Genomic DNA, 23,022 nt, shown 5'->3' on the forward strand with positions numbered 1-23,022 from the left:
AGAATCAGATGGAAAAAGAACTGCGCAGGCTGCTGCATGAAGGTGCCACGCGACTTGCTATAGAGTTCGGTGACTCTGGTCTTGACCGGCTTGAGCTTTATTTTTCCGAACTGAAAAAATGGAACAGAAAGGTTAATCTGATTGCCCGATCGGTCTCTGACGCCCAGATTCTCGAGAAACATTTTCTCGACAGCTTGACCCTGGTCTCGATGCTGCCCCGGAGTGGCGCTCACCTGGTGGATGTCGGTACCGGGGGCGGATTCCCGGGACTGGTCTGCAAGGCGGTGGTTCCGGATCTGACACTTTCCCTGGTGGAGCCGCGGCAAAAAAGGGTGAGTTTTCTAAGACACATCTCAAGAAAACTCAAACTTGAGAAGCTGCGCATCTATCCGGCCAGGCTTGAAGAGTGCCCCTTGCTGCTTGAGGACGCAACGGTAACGCACGTTACCTCGCGGGCGGTAACGGAAGTGGGGCCGTTTCTGGAGATGGTGGAAAGGTTTGGAGGAACCGGGCCGGAACTGCTGCTCATGAAGGGTCCCCGCTGGCAAGAAGAGGTGGAAAAGGCGCAGACCGTAATTGACCGTTCACCATATGGGTTGACGGATGTCGCGGAGTGGGTGCTGCCTTTTTGCGGTGCCAAAAGAGCCATATTACGGTTTAACGTCAAAGGTTCATGAAGGCCGTTTCAATGAGCGTGATCCGGTTCTTCGTGACAAATCAATGTTGATGCAGTTTGATACTTGTAAAAATATATAAATAGGTGATAATATGAAGAAAATAGCGGTACTCCCTGGGGATGGAATCGGTCCTGAAGTGATGAAAGAGGCCATAAAGGTTCTTGATGCGGCACAGGAAAAATATTCCTTCGAGCTGGAATATGAATACGCCGACGTCGGCGGCATCGCCATCGACAACCACAAGACGGCACTGCCGCAGGCGACTCTTGAGCTGTGCGAGAACAGCGATGCTGTCCTGTTCGGCTCCGTGGGCGGCCCGAAATGGGAGAGCCTGCCTCCGGATCAGCAGCCGGAAAGAGCCGCGCTGCTGCCGCTGCGCAAGCACTTCGATCTGTTCTGCAATCTCAGGCCGGCAAAGGTCTTCCCCTCCTTGACCAAATCGTGCCCCCTGCGTCCTGATATCGTCGGTGATGGATTTGATATCCTCTGTGTGCGGGAACTGACTTCGGGAATATATTTCGGAACCCCCAAGGGCCGGGAAGGCCAGGGACCGGATGAGTTCGCTTTCGATACCATGCGGTACAAGCGTTCGGAGATCGAACGCATAGCCCGGATGGCTTTCGATGCGGCACGGCTCAGGAACAAGAAAGTGACCTCGGTCGATAAGGCCAACGTGCTCACCACCATGGTGCTGTGGCGTGAGGTTGTCATGGAGGTTGCCCGGGACTATCCTGATGTCGAGCTCAACCATATCTACGTAGATAATGCCACCATGCAGCTGGTTCGCTACCCCCAGCAGTTCGACGTCATGCTCTGCGGTAACATGTTCGGCGATATTGTTTCCGATGAAGCGGCAATGCTTACCGGCTCGATGGGGCTGTTGGCTTCCGCGTCGCTTAACGCCGACAAATTCGGACTTTATGAGCCTGCGGGCGGATCGGCGCCGGACATAGCCGGCAAAGGGATCGCCAATCCGATCGCCCAAATTCTTTCCGGAGCGATGATGCTCAGGTACAGCCTGGGACAGGATGACGCGGCCGATGCAATCGATGGTGCTGTCGGTGCAACCCTTGCAAAAGGAATCGTGACCGCGGATCTGACAAGTGACAGGGAGAGTGCGGTTACAACCGTGGAAATGGGTGATGCGATCGTCGCCGAACTGCTGGCCCGATAAACGCAAAAACAGATTCATGCCGGTCTGTGGATAACTGCGACCATCTGCAGACCGGTTGCTCGAAGGGGGGTATATGTCAAAAAAAGACAACGTGGTTCTTGTGGCAAACCAGGCCTCCACACCTCTTGGCCACAGGGTTGCCGAGCGAATGTGGATTCCTTTTACGGAGATGATATACAAAGAGTTCGCCGACGGTGAGCGGTATCACGCATTCCCCGAACCCATTGCCGGAAAGGATCTCGTTATCCTTGGAGTAACCCACGACGACAGATCTCACCAGGAACTGATTGATCTCATCTCGGGCGGACGGTTCTGGAATGCCAACTCGATCAGCGTCGTGATCCCCTTCCTCGGCTATTCGACCATGGAACGGGCAAAACCCGGTTCCCAGGAAATCCCCAAAGGCATCACCAGGACCAGGCAGATCTTCAGAGCCCGGCCCAACTATGTCGCCTTTGTTGATCTTCATTCGGAGGCAGTGCTGCACGCCCATGCCGGAGAGGTCAGGACCAGTCATATCTGGACCGATGAGCTGGTGGCGGAAAAGATCAGGAAAACCGGGTTGACCGATTACGTGCTGGTTTCCCCCGACTACGGTTTTTCAAAACGGGTGGCCAGGCTTGCCAGTCTTCTCGACTGCCCGCACACGGCGGCCGATAAAGACCGGTACGACACCGACAAGACCATAGTCGGACAGGTGTCGAGCGTGGTCAGGGGAAAAACGGCGATCATCTGCGATGATATGATCCGGACCGGGGGATCTATTATCCAGACGGCCAGGCGCTGCCTTGAGGCAGGGGCAAAGGAGGTAATGGCCCACGCCACCCATCTGGTAATGGCCGGTCAGGCGATGGAAAAATTCGCCAGGGGGCCGATCACCAGGATTCTCGGTTCAGATTCGTACCCCGAAAAGCAGGAGGGCGCATTGTTCGACGTCTATTCGATTGCGCCGCTGTTGTCCGATGTCATCGAAGACCACCTGGACATTTGATCCGGTCCATGAGCTCAAAAGCTTGTCTTTCACGGTTGGATCGGGTAGATTCGGATTCACTTTGCGCCCCTGCTTGCAGGTTGGGTGTAGATGAAAATATCCTTCTGCCGCCATCCAGGAGCGGCTCGTACGTTCCACTATATTGAAAAATCTTTTGTATAGATATAAAAGGCATACGCATGATTCATGAAACCGCAATCGTTCATCCGGCAGCTGAGATTGGTGAGGGCGTCGAGATAGGGCCGTACTCCGTTATCGGTGAAAATGTCAAGATAGGAAATGGCTGTTACATAGGCCCCCATGTGGTAATTGAGGGATGGACTACCCTGGGTGAGAACAATCGTGTATTTCAGTTTGCCTCGGTGGGGGCGCAACCCCAAGACCTGAAATTTGCCGGAGAAAAATCCGAACTCATCATAGGCAGCGGTAATACCATCCGGGAGTCGGTCACGCTCCACAGAGGGACCAGCGGAGGCGGCGGGGTGACCAGGATTGGCGACAACAACCTGTTCATGGCCTATGTCCACGTCGGACATGACTGCCATATCGGCAATTTCTGTGTTTTTGCCAACGTCGCAACCTTAGCGGGACATGTAGTCGTTGAAGACTATGCAATTCTCGGCGGGGTCTGTGCGGTCCATCAGTTCACCCGTATCGGGGCTCACGTCATGGCTTCGGGCGGTTCCATGATCGCCAAGGATCTGCCTCCCTACACCATGGCCCAGGGAGACCGGGCAAGGGTTATGGGGATTAACGTTACCGGGCTCAAACGCAGGGGATTTTCCGCAGAAACAATTTCTGTTATCAAAAAAGTCTACAAGCTCTACTACCGGTCCGGACTTCTTGCTGAAGAAGCACTTACAGAAATCGAGAACTTGTTCGGGGACATCAAGGAAGCTATGGCCTTCTGCGGGTTTATCAAGGCAAGCGAGCGCGGGGTCACCAGATAACATCCTGGCGGTTGCCGCCATGGACGTTACCTGAACTCTTCGATATTGAAAAAAACGGCGGCGTTTTCCGCACAGATTTTTCGCAGATTGTCGCCACCAGGGACCTTGTCCTGCAGTTCTCTGAGCTCCCTGTCCCAGGCGTAGGGGATATTGGGAAAGTCCGAGCCGTACATGATTCTGTCGGTACGATAACGGACAAGCTCGATCCTGTTGTCAAAAGGCAGGTAGTCGGTTATCACCATGGCCGTGTCGAGCCACAGGTTGTCGTATCGATTGCTCAATTTATGATAGTGGCTCACCTCATCCACGCCGAGGTGGGGCACACAGATTTTCAGGTCGGGAAAATTGCGCAGCACCTCTTCCAGTTTTTCGGCCTTGCAGATTTTATAGGGGTCGCAGGGGTAGGCAGGGCTTTTGGGCTCCCGGCCGATATGCATCAGGAGGGGTTTGTCGTTTTGTATGCAGCAGTCATACAGTTCTTCCATGGAAGAATGATTTATGTCGAAACATTGCACGTGAGCGTGAAGCTTTACCCCTTTCAATCCTGAGTCAAAAGCTTCCTGAAGGATATTCACCGCATCCTCTTCGCCGGGATAGACTGTCGCCAGGCCCGTGACCTGTCCGCTGAACATTTTGCACTGTTCGGCCATGTATCCGTTTAGTCCTCTTGCGATACCTTTTTTATGGGCGTACTGCAGCGCAACTATGTGTCTTACGCCTCGAGAGAGCAGGTAGTCGAAAACTTCCCTTGTGCGCAGGCGGTATCTTATGGTCCAGCCGTGGTCGTCAAACCATCTCCGGACCGCAGCGAAAAGGGGACGGGGAAAGATATGTACGTGGCTGTCGATTACCGGCGGCAGCCTGCTTGGTACATAATGTCCTTCCGGGTCGTTTAGTGATTTCATCTGCGGATTCAGCATAGCGTGAACCCTCCTTGTGGTTGAGATAATTATCGACGATGTTCTAACAACTTTTTTGCTGCATATTTATCGCCTAACTTCTATTATAAAACAGATAGTGAAAAATCTGAGCCGCTTGTTTTGCAACTTTGTAAAGAGTATATATTGTGTTACCCTGTCTGGGTTTTTTGGCAGTTTTTATATAAACACTACCCCTTGGAAATCAGGATGAAAACTATTCCAGCGATACTATGTTCCGTTCTGCTCTGTTTTTCAACTTCAGTGTATGCCATCGATAAAATGACCACTGAAATCGATATACCAGACCTGCTTGACAGCGAGATGCAGGATGGTGAAGAGGAGTACTACGACTACAGCGAAGAGGTTACCATAAACGATCCTCTGGAGCCTGTTAACCGCATGTTTTTCAAGTTCAACGATAAACTCTATGACTGGGTGATGAAACCGGTCACCGATGGTTATACATGGGTTGTTCCCGAGGATTTGCGGGAGAGCTTCGGCAGTGCCTTTCAAAACCTCGGAGCACCTGTCAGGTTGCTCAACAGTCTCCTGCAGGGAGAGTTGAAGCAGTCGGGAATTGTGCTTGAGCGTTTTCTGATCAACTCGACCATAGGTGTGCTCGGACTGGTCGACATAGCTTCCAAAGAGTTCGACCTTCAGCCGACCAAGGCCGATTTCGGTCAGACACTCGGCAAATGGGGGGCGGGTGAGGGTATTTACATCTGCTGGCCTTTTTTGGGTCCTTCATCTGTTCGTGACGGGATTGGCCTGGCCGTGGACGCTTATACACATCCGATTCCCTATCTGTACAACGACCTGGAAGTTGACCTGATTTACTATTCGGTCTACCGGATCAATGACCTTTCACTGAACCCGGATATTTATGAGGATCTGAGAAAATATTCCGTCGATCCCTATGCGGCATCCAGGCAGGCGTACTATGAGTATCGCAAGGCAATGATAGAGAAGAAATAGCTGCTGCACAGCTGGGGAAAAATGTGTCAAGCTGTGGTGTTGCTCCGTCAAATGTTGGATAAGTAAATAAACAGTGAATTGAGCTGTGAGGTTGTTGTGACACCCGCGATAAATATATTACGGAAAAAGAAGATTCCTTACAAAATACACGAGTATGACCATGACCCCGCAAGCAGTTCTTACGGGATGGAAGCAGCTGAAAAGCTGGGTGTGAAGGAACAACGGGTCTTCAAGACCCTCGTCGTGGGGCTCGGTGACGGGGGAGATATGGCCGTGGGGATTATCCCGGTGGCGTGTAAATTGAACTTGAAACAGATGGCAAAGGCGGCCGGAGCCAAAAAAGCCTTTATGGCCCCGCGCCAGGATGTCGAGAGAGCCACCGGCTATATCCTGGGCGGTGTCAGCCCCCTGGGCCAGAAAAGAAGGTTGAAGATGTATCTCGACAGTTCGGCAAAAAACTTCCCAACTATCTTCATCAGCGGCGGGCGGCGCGGCCTTGACGTAGAGCTTGCACCAACTGATCTTGCATCCGTGACCGGCGCGCTTTTTTCCGAGCTTTGCCGTTAACCTTAATAAAAAGTTGTTTCCAGCCAATGTGACCGCTGTTGCCGCCAGTCTTGTGCGGTATGCGGATGCGTCAAGTCAGGTGTCAAGAAGCACCTTCGCCTGAAAAATCAGTAACCGTGAGAGCTTGTCAAGAAGTTTTGACTGCAGGTTCCAGCAGTGCCAGTAGAGGTCGATATTTATGGTGCTGCCAGGGGCCAGGTCGACCAGGCACCCGCTTTCAAAGAGGTGGCGGGACTGCTGAAAAGGCACCATTCCGTACCCCAGCCCCGCAACGATAAAGTCCATGAATGTCTCGGTTGAAGGAACATAGTGTGCGGGAACGGTAATTGTCTTGCCGAACATGCGGGAAAAGAGCGCGTCGTGCAGCTCGTCTTTGCGGTTGAAGATTACGGCAGGTGCCCGGCACGCATCCGGTACCGTGAGTGCTTCCGGAAACCATTTTGCTGCAAATTCTGGGGTCGCGCTCATGTGGTAGGTCATTGTGCCCAGGAAAATGGTGCGGCATCCCTGGATAGGCTTGCTCTTGGTACTTATACATCCCACCACGTCACCGTTTTTTAACAGTTTGTGGGTCTGGTCCTGGTCATCTACGGCAAGGTCGAGCAATACCTTTTCCTCCCTGGCAAAGGTTGCTATGGCCGGAAGAAACCAGGTGGCGAGACTGTCGGCGTTAAGAGCTATACCAAGAGTGGTAAAGTTGTGCTCTGATTGCTGAAAATTATTCGTCAACAGATCTTCTTCAAGATGCCTGACCTGCTGGTAGTGAATCATCATCTTTTTCCCGGCGGCGGTGGCCTCAGGTGGTGAAGAACGGATAACCAGGACCTGGCCGGTCAACTCCTCCAGCTGCCTGATCCGCTGGGAGACCGCAGATTGCGTAATATTTAAAACTCTGGCCCCCTTGTCGAACCCGCCCTCGCGTATAACTGCCGCCATCGCTTCAAGAAGTTTGTAGTCAAGCATGGTTTGATTAGAAAAATTAATAAAATAACAAATAAATTAATTTTACTTTTTATTACATCGTCGATAATTTCTCAAGGTCTAAACAGGTAGAGGAGCGATGATGATACACTCATTTTTTCACGGGTTTGCAACGTCGGGTGGACTGATAGTTGCGATCGGGGCCCAGAACGCATTTGTGTTGTCCCAGAGTGTTCGGGGAAAACACTATGTAATTATTTCCATAATATGCATATGTTGCGACGTTGCACTCATATCAGTAGGTGTTGCCGGGGTCGGCAAAACGGTAGCGGCAAATCCGGCTCTTGCCAGGTGGGTGAGCTGGGGCGGGGCGCTGTTTCTGTTCGGCTACGGCTGGCGCTCTTTGCAGTCGGCTCTGCGCGGTGGCACCCTTGAGTCATCAGAAGAGCCGGTCCAGTCGTTGAAGCAGGCGGTACTCATGGCATTTGCGGTAACGCTGCTCAACCCCCATGTTTATCTTGACACTGTTGTGCTGATCGGTGCAGTGAGCAGTAAATTCCAGGACCGGACCCTACTGCTGTTCTGGCTCGGGGCGGTGTGTGCTTCTTTTACGTGGTTCGGCTGTCTGAGTCTTGGCGGCAGGGTGCTGGCCCCGATTTTGGGCAACCGTCGCTCATGGCGGATTCTTGACAGCCTGATCTGTGGGGTGATGTGGACCATTGGTGTATCGCTTGTAAGACACGGTGCGGCCGTCTGAACCTGGTTTTAAAGGGACAGGAGAAAAAAGGTCGTGATGCAAAAAGATCAGGAGTTGAGAAGACCGTCTTTCAGGGTGCGACAAAAATCCATCTGTTCGGCCAGCCTGGTGTTGTGAGTCACCAGCACGGTTGCCAGGTTTCGATTTCTGCTGAGCCGGTGAAGCAGGGAAAAGACGATATCGCCGGAACGGGAATCGAGATTGCCGGTGGGCTCGTCAGCCAGCAGCAGGGTCGGGTTCATGACGAGGGCTCGTGCCAGCGCGGTCCGTTGCTGTTCTCCCCCGGAAAGTTCTCCAACCTTGTGGTTTGCCCGGTGTGACAGTTCCACCTGGGCAAGCAGGTCCAACGCTGACGCAACTATTGCTTTTGGCCGTATGCCGCCTATCAGTGCCGGCATCATCACGTTTTCCAGTGCAGTGAAATCGGGTAAAAGGTGGTGAAACTGGAACATGAATCCGATGGAGCTGTTGCGGAAACGGGCAAGTTCGTTGGCGCTTTTATCCAGCAGCTTCTCTCCCTCGTAATAAATCTCTCCCCCCGACGGGGTGTCGAGGGTTCCGAGAATCTGGAGCAGGGTGGTTTTCCCCGAGCCGGACGCGCCGACGATGGCAATCATCTCGCCGGCCTGCACCGTAAGGTTTACACCCTTGAGGACCTGGAGGCTATTTCCTCCGCTGCCGTATACCTTGGTAAGGTCCCTGGTCTGCAGCAATATGGTCATGACAGGACCTCAGCCGGCTGTACCTTGGACGCCTTCCACGACGGGTAGAGGGTGGCCAGCAGGGTGATGGCAACGGAGCTGGCGACGATGATGGCAACATCGAGGGGGAGCACCTTGATCGGCAGGGTGGTCATCGGGTAGACGTTTGTCGGAAGTTCGATAAACTGGTAGCGCGAGAGCAGTTCGCAAAGCCCGAGGCCGCCGCCCAGTCCTAAAAGGGTTCCACCAATCGCTATGAGCAGGCCCTGAAGAAAAAATATCTTCATGATCGACACCGAAGTGGCGCCCATCGATTTGAGGATTGCTATATCCTTGCTCTTTTCCATGACCACCATCACCAGCGCGCTGATAATGTTAAGAGCCGCTACCAGGATGATCAGGGTCATGGCGATGAACATGCCGATCTTTTCAAGCTTGAAAGCGGCGAAAAGGTTGCGGTTCATCATCATCCAGTCCTTGGCGATATAACCGTTGCCAAGTTTTTCGGTTATTGCACCAGCAACCTGGTCGGCGCGGTCAAGCGCCCTGCTCTTGACCTTCACCTCGATCCCGTGGACCACGTCGTCGAGACCGAGGAAATTCTGTACAGCCTGAAGGGACATGTAGGCGAGCGAAGAATCGTATTCGTACATTCCTGTTTCGAATATTCCCGACACTTCGCAGGTCTTGATCTTGGGGATCACTCCCATGGGCGTGAGCGGACCCGAAGGAGAAACCAGCCGCAACCGGTCTCCCACCCCCACTTGCATTTGTGCGGCAAGGTTTTTGCCGATGATGACGTTTGGCACCGGATCGTTGCCGGTGGTGACCAGGTCGTGGATCGAGCCTTCAAGCATCTGGGACGAAAGACCGACGACATGTTCGGCCGTCTCCGGATCCATCCCCCGCAGAACTATGCCGCTGCCGCCGCCGTTACCGCTGAGCAGGGTCTGGCTGTAAAGATACGGGGTGGCGCCGACGACGTTGTCGACGCTCAGGATACGGTCGCGGACCAACCGGTAATCGTCCATAGGCCCGCTGAACTTCTGGACAATGATGTGGGAGTTGACGCCGAGAATCTGGTCCCTGAGGCTGGTGGTAAAGCCCGTGTACACGGCGAGAACGACAATGAGCGCGGTCACCCCCACCGCTATGCCCGCAACCGAAATCAGGGATATGAGCGAAATAAAACCGTGTTTATGTTTTGCCCGCAAATACCGCAGTCCAACAAACCATTCAAACGTCATAATCTTTTTACTGCCCGGGTTGTCCGCTATTGACTGTCGGCCTGCGGCTTCGACTGCTGTTCCGGCTTGAGATGGGGAAACAGTATAACGTCTCTTATGGACGGTGCATTGGCCAGGAGCATCACCAGCCTGTCGATACCGATTCCCTCTCCTGCCGCCGACGGCATCCCGTATTCAAGGGCGCGGACATAGTCCAGGTCGACTTCGGGATGGATTTCCTCATCGTCGCCGCGGTCGGCGACCTGTTTTTCAAACCGCGCCAGCTGATCCATTGGATCGTTGAGTTCACTGAAACCGTTTGCCAGTTCCCGGCCGGTGATAAAAAGTTCGAACCGGTCGGTTATATCCTGGTTGTCCTCATTTCTTCGCGCCAGAGGCGACACCTCGGTCGGATATGCGGTGATGAAGGTGGGGTTGATCAGTTTTTCCTCAACCAGCAGTTCGAACAGTTCTGTCTTGGCCTTGCCCGGTCCCGCCAGAGGTTCGAGCTCGATCCCTTTTTCCTTGGCCAGGGCCATCACCTGCGCATCGTTTTTGAGAATGTCCGGGTCGATTCCGGCTATTTCTACCAGCGCCTGCTCCATGGTCAGTTTTTTCCAGGGCGGGGAAAGATCCACCATGGTACCCTGATACTCAATTTTCATCGAACCGTTGACCTTTTGACAGATCGAGGAGACCATATCTTCGGTGAGCTCCATCAGATCTTCATAGGTGGCATACGCCTGGTAAAATTCGAGCATGGTAAACTCGGGATTGTGCCGGGTGGAGAGACCTTCGTTACGAAAATTCCTGTTTATCTCGAAGACCCGGTCGAATCCCCCGACCAGCAGTCTCTTGAGATAGAGCTCCGGGGCGATCCTGAGAAACAGCTCCATGCTGAGCGCGTTGTGATAGGTCCTGAAAGGCTTGGCCGTCGCGCCGCCGGGAATTGGCTGCATCATCGGAGTCTCCACTTCCATATACTCCTTGGAGTTGAGGTATTCCCGCACCAGCCGAATGATCTCCACCCTTTTTTTGAAGACCTCGCGGCTTTCCGGGGTGACGATCAGGTCGACGTAGCGCTGGCGGTACCTGGTCTCCACATCGCTCAGTCCGTGCCATTTGTCCGGCAGGGGACGAAGGGATTTGGAGATCATCACCAGCTCTTTTGCCTGGATCGACAGCTCGCCTACCTTTGTCTTGAAAAGAGTTCCCGCCAGGCCGACTATGTCGCCGATATCCCATTTTTTAAACGATTCAAAAAGTTCGTTGCCAACGACGTCCTGCTTTATGTAGATCTGGATCTGGCCGGTTTTGTCGGCGACAGTGCAGAATGCCGCCTTGCCGAATTTGCGCATGGCCATGATCCGTCCAGCCACCGAGTAGACATCGCCTCCTTCTTCTTTTTCCTGGGGACCGAGATGTTCCCCCTTTGGGTGGAGTTCTGCTGCGGTGTTGGCAGGGGAAAAACCGTTGGAATAGAGCTTGACGCCGAGTGCTGCAAGAGACTCGGCTTTTTCTTTGCGTTGTGCCAGGGTCAGGTTTTCTTCAGTCATTGGATTTGTGTTGGTGTCAAAACTATAAAAAAAGCGGCAGGATCCTGCCGCTTGGTTGTCTCGTTACAATAATGTTGCAGTAATTACTTAGATTTTGGCTTTCTGTCAATTGTTTTCAGAAAAAGATATCCGGGCGGTGGGTCATGAAATAGAACAGCAGTCCGTTGAGAACAAGGCCGTGCGTAAGCGTGCCCTGCTTGACCATGTTCATGACCTCGTCAATAGCCATCGGTTCGACCGAAATATCTTCCATTTCGTCAAGGTTCTGTGGCGATATCCGCTGCACGTTCTCAACCAGTACCGTGTAACAACTGTTGTTCTGCAGGGCTGGGTTGGGGCATACGGAGCCGATGATTCTGCCGTTTTCTCCTTCGTATCCCGTCTCTTCAAGCAGCTCGCGCAGACCGGCCGCAAGAGGTTGTTCACCGTCTTCGACCGCTCCGCCGGGAATTTCCCACTCCATTTTACCGGAGCCGAACCGGTATTGGCGTATCATCAGAATTTTTTGTTCCGGAGTGAGGGCGACAATGTTTACCCATGCCGGAAAATCGAACCGGTAGAAGTTTTTTTCCTTGCCGCTACGGCTGCAGGTAACCCTTGACGTCAGCAGGTTGCCCACAGAGGTCTGTATAAGAGCTTGCGGTTGTGATTCCCGCCACCCTTCAGTGTTGTTTCTGGTAGTCATAACTTTTTGTATTGTCAGCGCATTGGGGTAAAGCACGATTGGCCTTTACCGCGACAGTGAAACGGTATATGGTCTTTAATGTTACAGTGGCCTGTCACAACACCAATAATTGATTTTTGCCCGGGTAACAAGTCATCGGTATGAAAAACAAAAGACTGGAAGCAATTTTTTTCGATTTCGACGGGGTCATCGTCGACTCCACCGCTATCAAGACCGAGGCCTTCAGGACGCTTTTTGGCGCCTACGACAACGAAACGGTCGAAAAAGTTCTGCATCATCACCGGCTTCACGGCGGAATTAGCAGAATAGACAAGATCGCCTATGCCCACAGCGAGATAATAGGCAAGCCGCTGACCAGACCCGAGGTTGACAGGTGGGCCGCGGACTATTCGGGGCTGGTGGTGGAGCGGGTGATCGCCACATCGCTGGTGGCGGGGGTGGAGCAGTTTTTTCAAAAGCGTCCCGGGCACCTGAAAATTTTCCTTGTCTCGGGTACGCCCGAGCAGGAACTCAAGCATATTGTCGACAAACGGAATCTGGCAGGTTTTTTCGATCAAATCCTGGGGTCGCCGACAAAGAAGCCTGTGCATATCAGACACCTGCTGCAGCGGTACGATCTTGATTGCAGCCGCTGTGTCTTCGTCGGCGATGCCACCACCGATTACGAGGCGTCACGGGAAACCGGCCTCGATTTTATCGGTATCCAGAGCGATGTGGATTTTCCTCCGGGGACGGTGGTTCTGCCCGACTGCAGCCTGCTGTACGACACCATTGACAGTAATTACCAGTGGTAAGTCATTGTTTTCGTAGTATATGTTTCTTTTCCTTTCGACGTGAAAACCAGGCGAACCAATATTCCTAAATTTTTTTATAAAGTTGAGGCAGGGCAGAGGTGATGGCGGAAAATGGCCGTTTTCTGGTGGTAACAGAGGATGTGGTAACGGAATTTTATGAAAAAAAGAGCCGCTTTATATCCTCGCTGGCCACCGCCGGGTCGAAGGTGGATGCGGAACGGTTCATCAAAAATATCAGCAGTCTTTATCCAGGGGCCAACCACAACTGCTTTGCATATATCGTTGGAGATCCGTTGTCGCCGCTGGACATTCACTGCAGCGATGACGGAGAGCCTTCCGGCACCGCCGGCAGACCGATGCTGTCGATTCTCGAACGTAACAGGATCGGCAACGCGGTCGTGGTGGTGACCAGGTATTTCGGGGGGACCAAGCTCGGTACCGGAGGACTTGTACGGGCGTATTCCAGGGCGGTGAAAGAAGCTGTCGAGCAGGCGCAGCTGGCGGAGTACGTTGAGCGGGTCACCGTCACCTGTTCTTTTCATTATCAGTTTGAAGCGGGGGTAAGAAACCTTGTCGCGACCATGGGCGCCTGCCTTGAAAAGTGCAGCTACCTCGATTCTGTCACCTGCACCATAACCATGGACGTGACGGTTCGCGACCTGTTTATTGCCGAGTTAAAAGACCTTACCTCCGGCCGGGTGACGGGGCTTGAGTAGCGGGCCGGCCGGTGCTGCAGGTTCAGTTGTCCTGGGTGCTGGGCAGCAGACCGGGCAGGACCAGGGTGTTGAAGGCGCCTGATAAGACCAGTTCGGTGGCTTTGGCAATATCCGGGGCGAAGTAGCGGTCCTTGTCATAGAAGGGAACTTTCTCCCGCAGCATCGCTTTCGCTCTTTCAAGAGGCTCGGAGGTCTTGAGGGGAGCCCGGAAATCGATTCCCTGGCAGGCGGCAAGGAGCTCTATGGCGAGAATTCCCGCCGTATTTTCTTTCATCTCGCGAAGTCTTCGCCCGGCAAAAGTGGCCATCGACACGTGGTCTTCCTGGTTGGCCGACGTCGGCATGCTGTCCACCGATGCGGGAACCGCGTACGATTTGTTCTCACTGGCAAGTGCCGCCGAGGTGACCTGGGCGATCATGAAGCCTGAGTTGAGTCCTCCTTTCTCGACGAGAAAAGGTGGAAGCCCGGACATGTGGGTGTCGATCAGCAGGGCTATCCGTCTTTCCGAAAGCGCCCCCATCTCGGCAAGCGCGAGAGCCAGGTTGTCGGCTGCCATCGCCACCGGTTCCCCATGAAAATTACCTCCGGATATAATATCCCCCTGGTCGGCGAAGACCAGCGGGTTGTCCGACACCCCGTTCGCTTCAACACCAAGGGTTTTTGCCGCATTCCTGATCTGGGTCAGGCACGCCCCCATTACCTGCGGCTGGCACCGCAGTGAATAGGGATCCTGGACTGATTCACAATTTTTGTGGGCAGCTTCTATCTCACTGTGACCGAGCAGCATCCGGAAATTACAGGCTGTGTCTATCTGGCTTTTATGCCCGCGAACTTGATGGATCAACGATTCGAACGGGCGCCTGCTTCCCATCGCCGCATCGACGCTGAGGGCACCGGTGACAAGCGCTGCAACAAACAGGTCTTCTGCCCCGAACAGTCCCTGGAGGGTAAACGCCGTCGAGGCCTGGGTGCCGTTGAGAAGGGCCAACCCCTCCTTGGGTCCTAAGATTATCGGGTCAAGACCCGCGATGCGCAATCCCTCGGCCCCGGAGAGGGTCTTGCCGTCGTGCCGCACTTCGCCTTCCCCAAGCAGTACGGTGCTCATGTGGGCAAGGGGCGCAAGGTCGCCCGAGGCGCCCACAGAACCCTTTTCAGGGATACAGGGGTATACCTCCGCGTTCAGCAATGCCAGCAGGGCTTCTATGACCTCCAGCCGTATTCCCGAATATCCCCGCGCCAGGCTGTTGATTTTCAGGGCCATCATCAGCCGTACCGTTGATTCGGACATGAATTTTCCAACTCCGGCAGCATGGGACAGCACAATGGAATGTTGCAGGTGTTTGAGCTCATGATCTGGGATTATGGTTTTTGCCAGCAGCCCGAATCCCGTGTTGATACCGTATATGACCCGGCCTTCGTCTATGGCGCTGCGTACGGTCTCAACCGATCGTTCGATGTGGGGGACAGACGACGGCGCAAGGCGCAGCTTGGTGGTCCCATCGTTGATCATTCGGAGCTGGTGCAGGCTGAGCTCTCCGGGGTTAATCAATATTTCGTCCATGATACCTGCCTTTGCTGGTGGTAATGCGGGGCTGTAATCTTGCTTCGGCTTGTGTAGACCTGTTTCTATTGTATTGATAAGTAAGCTCCCCGACAAGATTTTTTGTGGTCATATCCGGCCGAGGGAAAATGGCCGGTTTTATGGCGTGAGCTGGGTTTGTTGCTGATATTCCCAGTCGTTTTGCCAAAAGGGGGAAATATCGGGACTGGCCGCAGCTGTGATATAATAGAGTGGATGAAGAGGGTGCGAATAAATGATATTTTCCTGTGGAGCTGCCATGAAAACAACAGTGGGTACTGCCGGGTCGATGAGGATAACGCTTGGGGAGGATTTACCGGAAAAAAAAGAGTTTGATCCGCGCGTGCGCCGCGCACCAGACAGGGGGTTTCGGCTGCGCAGGTCGCAGACGGTGACCGCTTTGAAAAATGCGCTGAGGTATGTACCCAGATGGCATCACGCTGTGTTGCTGCCGGAGTTTTCCAAGGAGTTGTTGAGGTACGGGAGAATCTACGGTTACAGGTTTCGCCCTCACGGCCCCATTAAAGCGAGGCCGGTGGATCAATATCGGGGAAAATGTCTGGCTGAAAAAGCTTTTCAGCTGATGATCGACAATAATCTTGATTTCGACGTAGCACTCTACCCCTATGAGCTGGTGACCTATGGCGAGACCGGTGCCGTCTGCCAGAACTGGATGCAGTATCAGCTTATCAGAAAATACCTTGAAAACCTGACCGAGGATCAGACTCTTGTGGTCCAGTCGGGGCATCCGCTCGGTCTGTTCCGGTCAACCCCCGCGGCGCCGAGGGTAATTATTACCAACGGTCTTATGGTCGGCCTCTATGATAATCCCCGCGACTGGGAAGTGGCCGCGCAGATGGGGGTGTCTTCCTACGGGCAGATGACCGCCGGTGGATGGATGTATATAGGGCCCCAGGGGATAGTGCACGGAACTTACAACACCCTGCTGGGCGCCGGCAGGAACATGTGCGGAGTTGCCGAAAACGGCAACCTGGCCGGTCTGCTCTACGTTTCATCGGGGCTTGGCGGAATGAGCGGCGCACAGCCAAAAGCGGCGGCTATAGCCGGGGCCACCTCAATTATCGCCGAGGTCGACCTGTCGCGGATTAAAACCCGCCATCAGCAGGGCTGGGTCGATACCTATTCCGACAACCTTGCGGAAATTGTCGAAATGGCAGCGGAATCAGCTGCAAAAGGCAATAGCAGATCGATCGGATATTACGGCAACGTGGTCGATCTCCTGGAGTACCTGGATGAACAGAATCTCGCTGTCGACCTGCTCTCGGACCAGACCTCCTGTCACGTGGTCTATGACGGAGGGTACTGTCCCCAGGGGGTGACGTTTGAACAGAGGAGCAGGCTGCTGGCAACCGACCGCAGGAGGTTTGCGGTTCTTGTGAACCGAAGTCTCAGACGCCACTTCAATGCCATCACCAGCCTGACCGGCAGGGGCGCGTTCTTCTTTGATTACGGCAATGCGTTTTTAAAGGCGGTGTTTGATTCAGGGGTAACGGAAGTAGCAAGAAACAAGGTTGATGATCGGGACGGTTTTATCTATCCGTCCTATTTTGAAAATATTATGGGCCCGATATTCGATTACGGCTTCGGGCCGTTTCGCTGGGTGTGTCTCAGCTGTGATCCCAGGGACCTGAGCAGAACGGACGAGGCGGCAATGTCCTGCATCGATCCCCGGGCGGGATCAATCGACAGGGATAACTATAACTGGATCCGTGATGCAGAAAAGAACAGGCTGGTGGTCGGGAGTCCTGCTCGAATACTCTATGCCGATGCGTCCGGCAGGACCAGGATTGCGCTGCAATTCAACAAAATGGTCAGAAACGGCGAGGTCGGGCCGATAATGGTCGGCCGCGACCACCACGACCCGGGTGGAACCGACTCCCCCTTCAGGGAGACGGCAAACATCAGGGACGGCAGCAATGTCTGCGCCGACATGGCGGCCCACTGTTTTGCCGGAAACAGCGCCAGGGGGATGTCGCTGGTCGCGCTGCATAACGGCGGAGGCACCGGGATCGGCAAGGCCGTCAACGGCGGTTTCGGACTGGTGCTTGACGGCAGCCTCAGGGTTGATGAGGTAATCGTATCGGCAATGAACTGGGATGTGATGGGCGGAGTCGCCCGCCGCAACTGGGGCAGGAATCCCAACGCCATGGAAGTCTCCGCTCGATACAATTGCGAAAACACCAACGGCGACCAGATAACCATCCCGTACCTGGCCGACGACGCTTTGGTAGCCGCCTGCATAGACAAGATATACTCATCCTGAAGCGTGGTGCGCACAGATCGTTGCGGCAGGCAAGCTCTGGGGCATCGAAGAAGTCAACATCCCGGAAGAGAGGAAAAGCCCCTGCAGCGCCAGCTCCCGGTGGTTGTTACTCAATTTTCGTTGGAAAACCCTTCCGGGGAGAAGAGGAGTCGTGGTCCTCGTCATCTGTGCGCTCCGTTACGCAGAGCAGTATCCCTTCAGCGTGATATATCGCACCGCTGGGCTGAACCAGCAGGTTGCTGACGCCGATGGTAGAACCGAATTGTATGTCGTAATCGTCAAGGGGATACCTGAACCCCGTAAGCCTTACCCCTGTAACATCGTTTTTCAGGGGCAGCAGCGATACCCGCTGGCCCTGCCTGCCGCAGACCCTGTTGTCGCCGGGGTGCAGGATACTGATGGTCGAACAGTCAGCGACGATTGATATCTGCATTTTGCGGTACTTCTCGTTGGCCATGAGCAGGATGTTGGCAAGGCTCATATCCCACCTGCCGCCCAGGGCGCTGCTGACGATAACGCGCGTTGCGCCCTTGGCAAGGCAGTGGACAAGAGCAAGTTCCAGATCGGTTGCGTCCTTGTCGACCGGGTGTCTGTCCACGGTGACGCCGGAACGTGTAAACTCCCCCAGCAGTTCTTTGTCGGTCGAGTCGAGGTCGCCTATGACAATATCGGGGGTGATTCCCAGCAGGCGGCAGTGTCTTGTTCCGCCGTCGGCGGCAATGATATAGTCAACTTCGGCAAGCTGTTGCTTCACTACACTTGGTGAAACAGGCTCGCCGTTTGCGAAGATGAGAATGACCACTTGCTACTCCATTTTCCTGAGATGCTTGATAAGGTAGGCATCCATCACCAGATGGATGATATGGTGCATGACACAGACCACCAGGGCCAGTCCGTACTCGGGAAAGACCGATACCTGGATTATGACCGAGAGCGGCAGCGTCTTCTGGCCTCCCATGAGGATCACGCTTTCTCTTTTGTGTTTGGGGATCCGGAAAATCCGGGTAAGAAAAAGGGCTGCAAGTACCAGGGCCAGGTGAAAGGTGAAAACCGCACCGATTACCGAGGGGATGGAACCCAACTCGCTGACAATGGCCGGCCTGCCGCCGCACAGGGCCATCAGGACAATGGCGAGAATACCCAGCTGGTTGCAGGTGGAGGTGTAGGGAAGAAACGGCTGCAGGCTGGCGCTGAATATTCGCCTGAGGGTTATGCCCGCAATGAGCGGAATCAGGACCAGGGTACCGATCTTGATCATGATCGGCAGCTGGCTGATCTCGACGATGCGGCTGTCGCCGGTGAACTTGAGCAGTAGGGCGAGACAGACGGGAATGGTAACGACGGCCAGGGTGTTGGCAAGAATGGTTATCAGCAGCGAGTGGACCATGTTGCCGCCGGCAGCACCGCTCATGACCACCCCGCTGCTGAGGGTGGTCGGCATTGCCGATACGAGAAATATCCCTATCAGGATGCCGGGCTGCAGGGGAGCGGCGGAGAAGCAGAGGGCCAAGAGAGGCGCGATCATGAAAATCAGCGCAAGCGCAACCATGGTTCCCCGGAAGTCCGATACTCCGTCCCTGACCTGTCTGGTGTCGAGGGAAAGCCCTGAAAGAAGGAAGATGATGACGATAACAACGTCGGGACCCCGGTGCTGCTTGAGCCACAGTCCGGGCGTCACAACAATGCCGGCGCTGTCGGCGACAACAGTCAGTGCCACGGCGACAAGGCCGAGCATAAACCAGTTTTTTTGTAAGACGGTTACCATGTTGTACAATGCTTCAGAACCCTATAATCTTTTCCAGCCGTTCTATTTCCCGCTCTATCTTTTTGCGGTCCGCCTCGCAGAGCCCGGGGGCCTGGAGCTGTCTCTGCAGCCCCAGCAGGATCATCTCCTCCCGGTAGTCGTTGCAGGTGTACTTATTGTGTTGCGCGGGTCTTTTTTCTTTGTCCATCGTTTCTGGTGGCTATGTTGAGATGACTGTTATGAGTCTTGTTATCCCGCTGTAGAAAAACCAGCCGGAGAAGAGAATAAGGCACAGGGCGCAACCGCCTATTATCCGGCGGTAGACAGTGTCTGAGAGCAGTTTTTTCCCTTTGGCTATACCAAAAGAGACAAAGCCGTACCAGCCGAAATCGGCAAGAATATGGCCCAGGAAAAAAGCGCAGACACCGAGCATGCCAAAAGCCAGTGACTGCATGATATAACCGGTACCGATGGATGCCCACCAGATGAGCCAGTAGGGGTTCACCACACTGAGAACAATCCCCGTTACCACCAGGTTCTTCGAGCCCGGTGCCGGGTTTTTGCCAGTCAAGGTCAATCCGGGGAGTTCGCGCACCATTGTCGTTCCCATAAAGAGAAGAACCGCACCCCCTGCAAGAGCGATAACGATAAAGGTGGCATCGCCGGCCAGAAAAGGGGCCAATCCAGAAAGCAGGAAGAAGATAAGCGCAAGCTCAAGAAGGGCGTGACCGAAAATCATGACAGGGCCGGCCATTGCCCCTTTTCTGCTGCTCTCGCTGATGGTCACGGTAAGCAGGGGACCCGGCATCAATGCGCCGGACAGGGTGATGACAAAGGATGTCGCTAAAATTGTAAAGAAAGCCAGTTCCATAATAACCTGTCGGTTGCAATAAAAAAACGCTAATACCATAACTGGTCGATATCCATTAAACAAGCAAAGAGCAACTTTTTTCCCGGGGACGCAGCAATTATCGCCGCGGGGCCTGGCTGCTGTCGTCCTGCGACGCTAGCCACCGGCGGGGTCGTCGATACAGACAAGAGCAGAGGGCGCCAGGGTCAGGTTGATGGTCTCTCCCGGTTCCGGCGGCTGCGGATAGAGGGGTAGGGTGAAGGTGAACTCGTTGTCTTCTGAAAGAAGCGTCACCCGGTATCCGCCGCCGAGATAGGATTTCTCCGTAACAATACCGCAAAGCTGAAACGGGTCGATGCGGCTACCGGGCGTGACGCCGCGAAATACGGCTCCTTCGGGGCGAATCAGAAGGGTCGTTTCCGGGCGGAATGACGATTTCGCACGGTTTACCGGGAATCTTAATTTTCCCGAGAGGGATTGAAAGAAGGTGCCGCTGTTGTCGACGGTACCCCGGATCAGGTTGGAAAAACCTAGAAAGCGGGCGATTTCAATATTGGCGGGAGTGGTGTAAACGGTTTCCGGGCGGTCGAACTGTTCCAGCCGGCCATTGTGCAGCACCCCGATCTTATCAGCGATGCTGAATGCCTCATGCTGGTCATGGGTAACGAAGATCGCGGTAACGCCAAGTAATTTCAGAATCTTGCGGATTTCTGCCGTGAGCCTGTCGCGCAGGGTTCGGTCAAGCGAGCCCAGGGGTTCGTCAAGAAGCAGCAGCCTCGGCTGCGGGGCAAGACTTCTGGCGAGCGCCACCCGCTGCCGCTCGCCGCCGGAAAGCTCGTCCATGTTCCTGTGGCCGAATCCCTCAAGGCCCACCAGCTTGAGCATTTTTGTTACCTGCTTGTCTATTGCGGCGGACTCCATCTTTTTCATTTCAAGGCCGAACGCGATATTTTCCTCGACATTTTTATGCGGGAACAGCGCATATTCCTGGAACATCATGCCGAATTGCCGCTTATGGGCCGGGGTTGAACGGATATCGCGATTTTCAAACAGGACCGAACCGGTCTCGACGTTGTCAAGCCCTGCGAGAAGCCGCAGCAGGCTGGTTTTCCCGGACCCGGAAGGTCCGAGCAGACAGAGAATCTCTCCATACAATAGTGAAAAACTGACGGAATCGAGAATAGTGTCTTCCCGGTATTTTCGCGACAGATCGCTTACCTTGAGAATGGTCTTGGCTGGGGTGGACATGAATCTATTTTACATAACGGGTGTCGGCCAGGCGGGCTTCAAGTTTTTCCGCAAGCCAGAAAGAGATACAGGTGACAACCATCAGGATTGTCGACATTGCCATGGCCTGTCCGTAATTCAGGCTGCCTGGATGACTGAGAAAACGAAAAATTGCTACGGGCATTGTCGGGGTATGGGGACGTGCGACAAAAGCTGAAGCGCCGAATTCCCCCATGCTGATTGCAAACGCGAAAATGGCGGCGACCAGGATGGCCTTGCGCAGCAGGGGAATGTCTATCAGCCGCCATACCCGGAACGGGGAGGCACCGAGAAGGGTGGCCGCCTCGCGCAGATCAGCAGGAATCTGCCTCAGTGAAGGCAGCAGGCACCGCACCACGAAGGGAAAAGCGACCAGGGCGTGAGCCAGGGGGACCAGCAGCAAAGAATCCCGGAGGTTGACCGGAGGCTTGTTGAGGGCGACAATATAACCAAACCCCAGAGTTACCGCTGAGGTTGCGAGCGGGAGCATGATAACGGCATCCCAGAAGGCGATGTTCTTTCCCGAGTTGTCGCTGAGAAAAGTAGCCGCAAGAAGTCCCAGCGACAGGGCGATGGACATGGCGCCGAAACCGAAAAGAATCGAGTTTTTCACCGAAGCGATTGGTTCGACCATGAGCAGCGAAGTGTCGTCCCGGGTAAAGAGCGTGGTGTAGTAGAGCAGGGTGAACCCGTCCTCGCCGCTGAATGACCTGATTATAAGAGCGATCAGCGGCGTGGCTAGCAGCAGGATCATGAACGAGAGGTTGAAAAAGGCGAAGCTACGTTTTGCCGCGCTCTCAGGATCCGACTGGGTGTTGCTCACATCGCCTGCGAAAAATGAGACCTTGGTCCGTTTGGCAAGCCGGGCATGAAGCCACATGAGCAAAAAATTAAAAACAAGCTGGATTATGGCGAGGGTGGCAGCCATCGGCAGATTGAAAAGCTGCACCGTCTGTCTGTAGATCTCGACTTCGAGGGTGGAAAAGCGTGGTCCGCCGAGAATCAGTATTACCCCAAAGCTGGTGAAGCAGAAGGTAAAGACCAGCAGGGCCGCCGACCCTATTGCCGGCATCAGTAACGGCAGGGTTACGGTGCGGAAAGCGGCCATGGGCGAGGCGCCAAGCATGCGTGCGGCGGCGACGACCTTGTGGTCGATTGTGGACCAGAAACTGCTTACCATCCGTACCACCAGGGTGTAGTTGTAAAAAATATGGGCCAGAAGAAAAAAAACGATTGTCTGGTCGATATCAATGACCGGTTCAGACAGGCCAAACATTGACATCGACCAGTGGTTAACCAGCCCGTTTTGGCCAAGCAGAGCCCTGAAAGCGGCCGCGGTTACCACGGTGGGCATAACAAAGGGAACCGTCATGAGCGCCTGGAATACGGCTTTGCCCCTGAAACTGTACTTGGCGAATACATATGCGCCGGGCAGCGCAAAAACCAGGGTCAGGATTGTGGAAAGGGCTGCCTGCCATATGGAGAACCAGAGGATCTTGCCATAGGTTCCACTGCCGAATAGTTTTTGCAGGACGGTTGTCTGCAGCCCGCCGTCCTGGGACAGGCTGAGGCCGATAATCCTGCTCAGGGGGAAAAAATAGAAGACTGCAAGAAACAGCAGCGGCAGCGAAAACAGCAGCCATCTTATAACAGGTCTACGCAGCACCACGGCAGACTGCTCCAGTTCGA

The 23,022-nt window shown here is 54.2% G+C and carries 23 protein-coding genes; 10 read left to right on the plus strand and 13 right to left on the minus strand.

From position 1 onward, the window contains the following. Positions 1 to 8 precede the first annotated feature (8 nt). From rsmG to lpxA, 4 genes are all read left to right on the plus strand, one after another. Positions 9 to 677, plus strand: coding sequence for a 16S rRNA (guanine(527)-N(7))-methyltransferase RsmG (gene rsmG, locus BLQ17_RS00655; protein WP_092218735.1), 669 nt, complete (start codon positions 9 to 11; stop codon positions 675 to 677). A 91-nt stretch (positions 678 to 768) separates the two neighbouring features. Continuing rightward, a complete protein-coding gene (gene leuB, locus BLQ17_RS00660; RefSeq protein WP_092218738.1) occupies positions 769 to 1,851 on the plus strand; it encodes a 3-isopropylmalate dehydrogenase in 1,083 nt (360 codons plus the stop codon). A gap of 73 nt (positions 1,852 to 1,924) precedes the next feature. Then, the gene (gene prs / locus BLQ17_RS00665) at positions 1,925 to 2,842 is read left to right on the plus strand and encodes a ribose-phosphate diphosphokinase (protein ID WP_092218740.1); all 918 of its coding nucleotides are present in this window, start codon (positions 1,925 to 1,927) and stop codon (positions 2,840 to 2,842) included. A 179-nt stretch (positions 2,843 to 3,021) separates the two neighbouring features. Beyond that, on the plus strand, positions 3,022 to 3,792 hold the full coding sequence (lpxA, locus tag BLQ17_RS00670) for an acyl-ACP--UDP-N-acetylglucosamine O-acyltransferase (RefSeq protein WP_092218743.1): 771 nt from the start codon (positions 3,022 to 3,024) through the stop codon (positions 3,790 to 3,792). A gap of 26 nt (positions 3,793 to 3,818) precedes the next feature. Here the strand turns inward: lpxA and BLQ17_RS00675 are convergent, their stop codons facing one another. Then, positions 3,819 to 4,712, minus strand: coding sequence for an amidohydrolase family protein (locus BLQ17_RS00675; RefSeq protein ID WP_092218746.1), 894 nt, complete (start codon positions 4,710 to 4,712; stop codon positions 3,819 to 3,821). A gap of 207 nt (positions 4,713 to 4,919) precedes the next feature. Between BLQ17_RS00675 and BLQ17_RS00680 the strand changes: the two genes are divergently transcribed. Both BLQ17_RS00680 and ybaK read left to right on the plus strand, forming a co-directional pair. Then, a complete protein-coding gene (locus tag BLQ17_RS00680) occupies positions 4,920 to 5,687 on the plus strand; it encodes an MlaA family lipoprotein (protein ID WP_143005403.1) in 768 nt (255 codons plus the stop codon). Positions 5,688 to 5,783: 96 nt separating this feature from the next. Next, the gene (ybaK, locus tag BLQ17_RS00685; RefSeq protein ID WP_092218928.1) at positions 5,784 to 6,254 is read left to right on the plus strand and encodes a Cys-tRNA(Pro) deacylase; all 471 of its coding nucleotides are present in this window, start codon (positions 5,784 to 5,786) and stop codon (positions 6,252 to 6,254) included. Positions 6,255 to 6,329: 75 nt separating this feature from the next. Here ybaK and BLQ17_RS00690 read toward each other — a convergent pair whose 3' ends face one another. After that, positions 6,330 to 7,217 (minus strand): LysR family transcriptional regulator ArgP, encoded by an 888-nt coding sequence (locus tag BLQ17_RS00690; protein ID WP_092218750.1) that lies wholly within the window; start codon positions 7,215 to 7,217, stop codon positions 6,330 to 6,332. Positions 7,218 to 7,314: 97 nt separating this feature from the next. On the opposite strand from BLQ17_RS00690, the gene BLQ17_RS00695 reads away from it, so the two are divergent. Then, entirely contained in the window at positions 7,315 to 7,932 is a 618-nt protein-coding gene (locus BLQ17_RS00695; RefSeq protein WP_245694908.1) for a LysE/ArgO family amino acid transporter, read from the plus strand. 47 nt (positions 7,933 to 7,979) lie between these two features. Here the strand turns inward: BLQ17_RS00695 and BLQ17_RS00700 are convergent, their stop codons facing one another. The 4 genes from BLQ17_RS00700 to BLQ17_RS00715 form a co-directional block, all read right to left on the minus strand. Continuing rightward, entirely contained in the window at positions 7,980 to 8,654 is a 675-nt protein-coding gene (locus BLQ17_RS00700; protein WP_092218754.1) for an ABC transporter ATP-binding protein, read from the minus strand. Next, positions 8,651 to 9,880: a lipoprotein-releasing ABC transporter permease subunit gene (locus BLQ17_RS00705; RefSeq protein ID WP_092218756.1), complete on the minus strand. Its 1,230-nt coding sequence runs from the start codon at positions 9,878 to 9,880 to the stop codon at positions 8,651 to 8,653. The genes BLQ17_RS00700 and BLQ17_RS00705 overlap by 4 nt, the downstream gene beginning before the upstream one ends. 26 nt (positions 9,881 to 9,906) lie before the next feature. Continuing rightward, positions 9,907 to 11,415 carry a lysine--tRNA ligase gene (gene lysS / locus BLQ17_RS00710; protein ID WP_092218758.1) on the minus strand — a complete coding sequence of 503 codons (1,509 nt, stop codon included), beginning with the start codon at positions 11,413 to 11,415 and terminating at the stop codon, positions 9,907 to 9,909. A 115-nt stretch (positions 11,416 to 11,530) separates the two neighbouring features. Beyond that, on the minus strand, positions 11,531 to 12,100 hold the full coding sequence (locus BLQ17_RS00715; RefSeq protein WP_092218760.1) for an NUDIX hydrolase: 570 nt from the start codon (positions 12,098 to 12,100) through the stop codon (positions 11,531 to 11,533). A gap of 140 nt (positions 12,101 to 12,240) precedes the next feature. On the opposite strand from BLQ17_RS00715, the gene BLQ17_RS00720 reads away from it, so the two are divergent. Continuing rightward, positions 12,241 to 12,894 (plus strand): HAD family hydrolase, encoded by a 654-nt coding sequence (locus BLQ17_RS00720; RefSeq protein ID WP_092218762.1) that lies wholly within the window; start codon positions 12,241 to 12,243, stop codon positions 12,892 to 12,894. Positions 12,895 to 12,995: 101 nt separating this feature from the next. Then, positions 12,996 to 13,610 carry an IMPACT family protein gene (locus tag BLQ17_RS00725; protein WP_092218764.1) on the plus strand — a complete coding sequence of 205 codons (615 nt, stop codon included), beginning with the start codon at positions 12,996 to 12,998 and terminating at the stop codon, positions 13,608 to 13,610. Between the two features lie 22 nt (positions 13,611 to 13,632). Here the strand turns inward: BLQ17_RS00725 and hutH are convergent, their stop codons facing one another. Then, the gene (gene hutH, locus BLQ17_RS00730) at positions 13,633 to 15,171 is read right to left on the minus strand and encodes a histidine ammonia-lyase (protein WP_092218766.1); all 1,539 of its coding nucleotides are present in this window, start codon (positions 15,169 to 15,171) and stop codon (positions 13,633 to 13,635) included. Positions 15,172 to 15,478: 307 nt separating this feature from the next. On the opposite strand from hutH, the gene BLQ17_RS00735 reads away from it, so the two are divergent. After that, entirely contained in the window at positions 15,479 to 17,473 is a 1,995-nt protein-coding gene (locus BLQ17_RS00735; RefSeq protein WP_342674175.1) for a urocanate hydratase, read from the plus strand. A 106-nt stretch (positions 17,474 to 17,579) separates the two neighbouring features. On the opposite strand, the gene BLQ17_RS00740 is transcribed toward BLQ17_RS00735, so the two are convergent. The 6 genes from BLQ17_RS00740 to BLQ17_RS00760 form a co-directional block, all read right to left on the minus strand. Next, positions 17,580 to 18,275, minus strand: coding sequence for a thiamine diphosphokinase (locus BLQ17_RS00740; protein WP_092218770.1), 696 nt, complete (start codon positions 18,273 to 18,275; stop codon positions 17,580 to 17,582). A gap of 3 nt (positions 18,276 to 18,278) precedes the next feature. Continuing rightward, entirely contained in the window at positions 18,279 to 19,238 is a 960-nt protein-coding gene (locus BLQ17_RS00745) for a bile acid:sodium symporter (RefSeq protein WP_092218772.1), read from the minus strand. 13 nt (positions 19,239 to 19,251) lie between these two features. Then, positions 19,252 to 19,425: a hypothetical protein gene (locus tag BLQ17_RS22455; RefSeq protein ID WP_176761021.1), complete on the minus strand. Its 174-nt coding sequence runs from the start codon at positions 19,423 to 19,425 to the stop codon at positions 19,252 to 19,254. A gap of 12 nt (positions 19,426 to 19,437) precedes the next feature. Beyond that, positions 19,438 to 20,088 (minus strand): LysE family transporter, encoded by a 651-nt coding sequence (locus BLQ17_RS00750; RefSeq protein ID WP_092218773.1) that lies wholly within the window; start codon positions 20,086 to 20,088, stop codon positions 19,438 to 19,440. Positions 20,089 to 20,223: 135 nt separating this feature from the next. Next, entirely contained in the window at positions 20,224 to 21,315 is a 1,092-nt protein-coding gene (locus BLQ17_RS00755; protein ID WP_092218775.1) for an ABC transporter ATP-binding protein, read from the minus strand. Positions 21,316 to 21,319: 4 nt separating this feature from the next. Beyond that, positions 21,320 to 23,002, minus strand: a complete 1,683-nt coding sequence (locus BLQ17_RS00760; RefSeq protein ID WP_218121688.1) for an ABC transporter permease — start codon at positions 23,000 to 23,002, stop codon at positions 21,320 to 21,322. Positions 23,003 to 23,022: the final 20 nt, after the last annotated feature.

Source organism: Desulforhopalus singaporensis, from assembly GCF_900104445.1.
Taxonomy (GTDB): domain Bacteria; phylum Desulfobacterota; class Desulfobulbia; order Desulfobulbales; family Desulfocapsaceae; genus Desulforhopalus_A; species Desulforhopalus_A singaporensis.

Excerpts from the sequence above, each read along its gene's own strand:
- rsmG (WP_092218735.1), top strand. The coding sequence starts at position 9 with ATGGAAAAAGAACTGCGCAGGCTGCTGCATGAAGGTGCCACGCGACTT.
- leuB (WP_092218738.1), top strand. The coding sequence starts at position 769 with ATGAAGAAAATAGCGGTACTCCCTGGGGATGGAATCGGTCCTGAAGTG.
- prs (WP_092218740.1), top strand. The coding sequence starts at position 1,925 with ATGTCAAAAAAAGACAACGTGGTTCTTGTGGCAAACCAGGCCTCCACA.
- lpxA (WP_092218743.1), top strand. The coding sequence starts at position 3,022 with ATGATTCATGAAACCGCAATCGTTCATCCGGCAGCTGAGATTGGTGAG.
- BLQ17_RS00675 (WP_092218746.1), bottom strand. The coding sequence starts at position 4,712 with ATGCTGAATCCGCAGATGAAATCACTAAACGACCCGGAAGGACATTAT.
- BLQ17_RS00680 (WP_143005403.1), top strand. The coding sequence starts at position 4,920 with ATGAAAACTATTCCAGCGATACTATGTTCCGTTCTGCTCTGTTTTTCA.
- BLQ17_RS00690 (WP_092218750.1), bottom strand. The coding sequence starts at position 7,217 with ATGCTTGACTACAAACTTCTTGAAGCGATGGCGGCAGTTATACGCGAG.
- BLQ17_RS00695 (WP_245694908.1), top strand. The coding sequence starts at position 7,315 with ATGATGATACACTCATTTTTTCACGGGTTTGCAACGTCGGGTGGACTG.
- BLQ17_RS00700 (WP_092218754.1), bottom strand. The coding sequence starts at position 8,654 with ATGACCATATTGCTGCAGACCAGGGACCTTACCAAGGTATACGGCAGC.
- BLQ17_RS00705 (WP_092218756.1), bottom strand. The coding sequence starts at position 9,880 with ATGACGTTTGAATGGTTTGTTGGACTGCGGTATTTGCGGGCAAAACAT.
- lysS (WP_092218758.1), bottom strand. The coding sequence starts at position 11,415 with ATGACTGAAGAAAACCTGACCCTGGCACAACGCAAAGAAAAAGCCGAG.
- BLQ17_RS00715 (WP_092218760.1), bottom strand. The coding sequence starts at position 12,100 with ATGACTACCAGAAACAACACTGAAGGGTGGCGGGAATCACAACCGCAA.
- BLQ17_RS00720 (WP_092218762.1), top strand. The coding sequence starts at position 12,241 with ATGAAAAACAAAAGACTGGAAGCAATTTTTTTCGATTTCGACGGGGTC.
- BLQ17_RS00725 (WP_092218764.1), top strand. The coding sequence starts at position 12,996 with ATGGCGGAAAATGGCCGTTTTCTGGTGGTAACAGAGGATGTGGTAACG.
- hutH (WP_092218766.1), bottom strand. The coding sequence starts at position 15,171 with ATGGACGAAATATTGATTAACCCCGGAGAGCTCAGCCTGCACCAGCTC.
- BLQ17_RS00735 (WP_342674175.1), top strand. The coding sequence starts at position 15,479 with ATGAGGATAACGCTTGGGGAGGATTTACCGGAAAAAAAAGAGTTTGAT.
- BLQ17_RS00745 (WP_092218772.1), bottom strand. The coding sequence starts at position 19,238 with ATGGTAACCGTCTTACAAAAAAACTGGTTTATGCTCGGCCTTGTCGCC.
- BLQ17_RS22455 (WP_176761021.1), bottom strand. The coding sequence starts at position 19,425 with ATGGACAAAGAAAAAAGACCCGCGCAACACAATAAGTACACCTGCAAC.
- BLQ17_RS00750 (WP_092218773.1), bottom strand. The coding sequence starts at position 20,088 with ATGGAACTGGCTTTCTTTACAATTTTAGCGACATCCTTTGTCATCACC.
- BLQ17_RS00755 (WP_092218775.1), bottom strand. The coding sequence starts at position 21,315 with ATGTCCACCCCAGCCAAGACCATTCTCAAGGTAAGCGATCTGTCGCGA.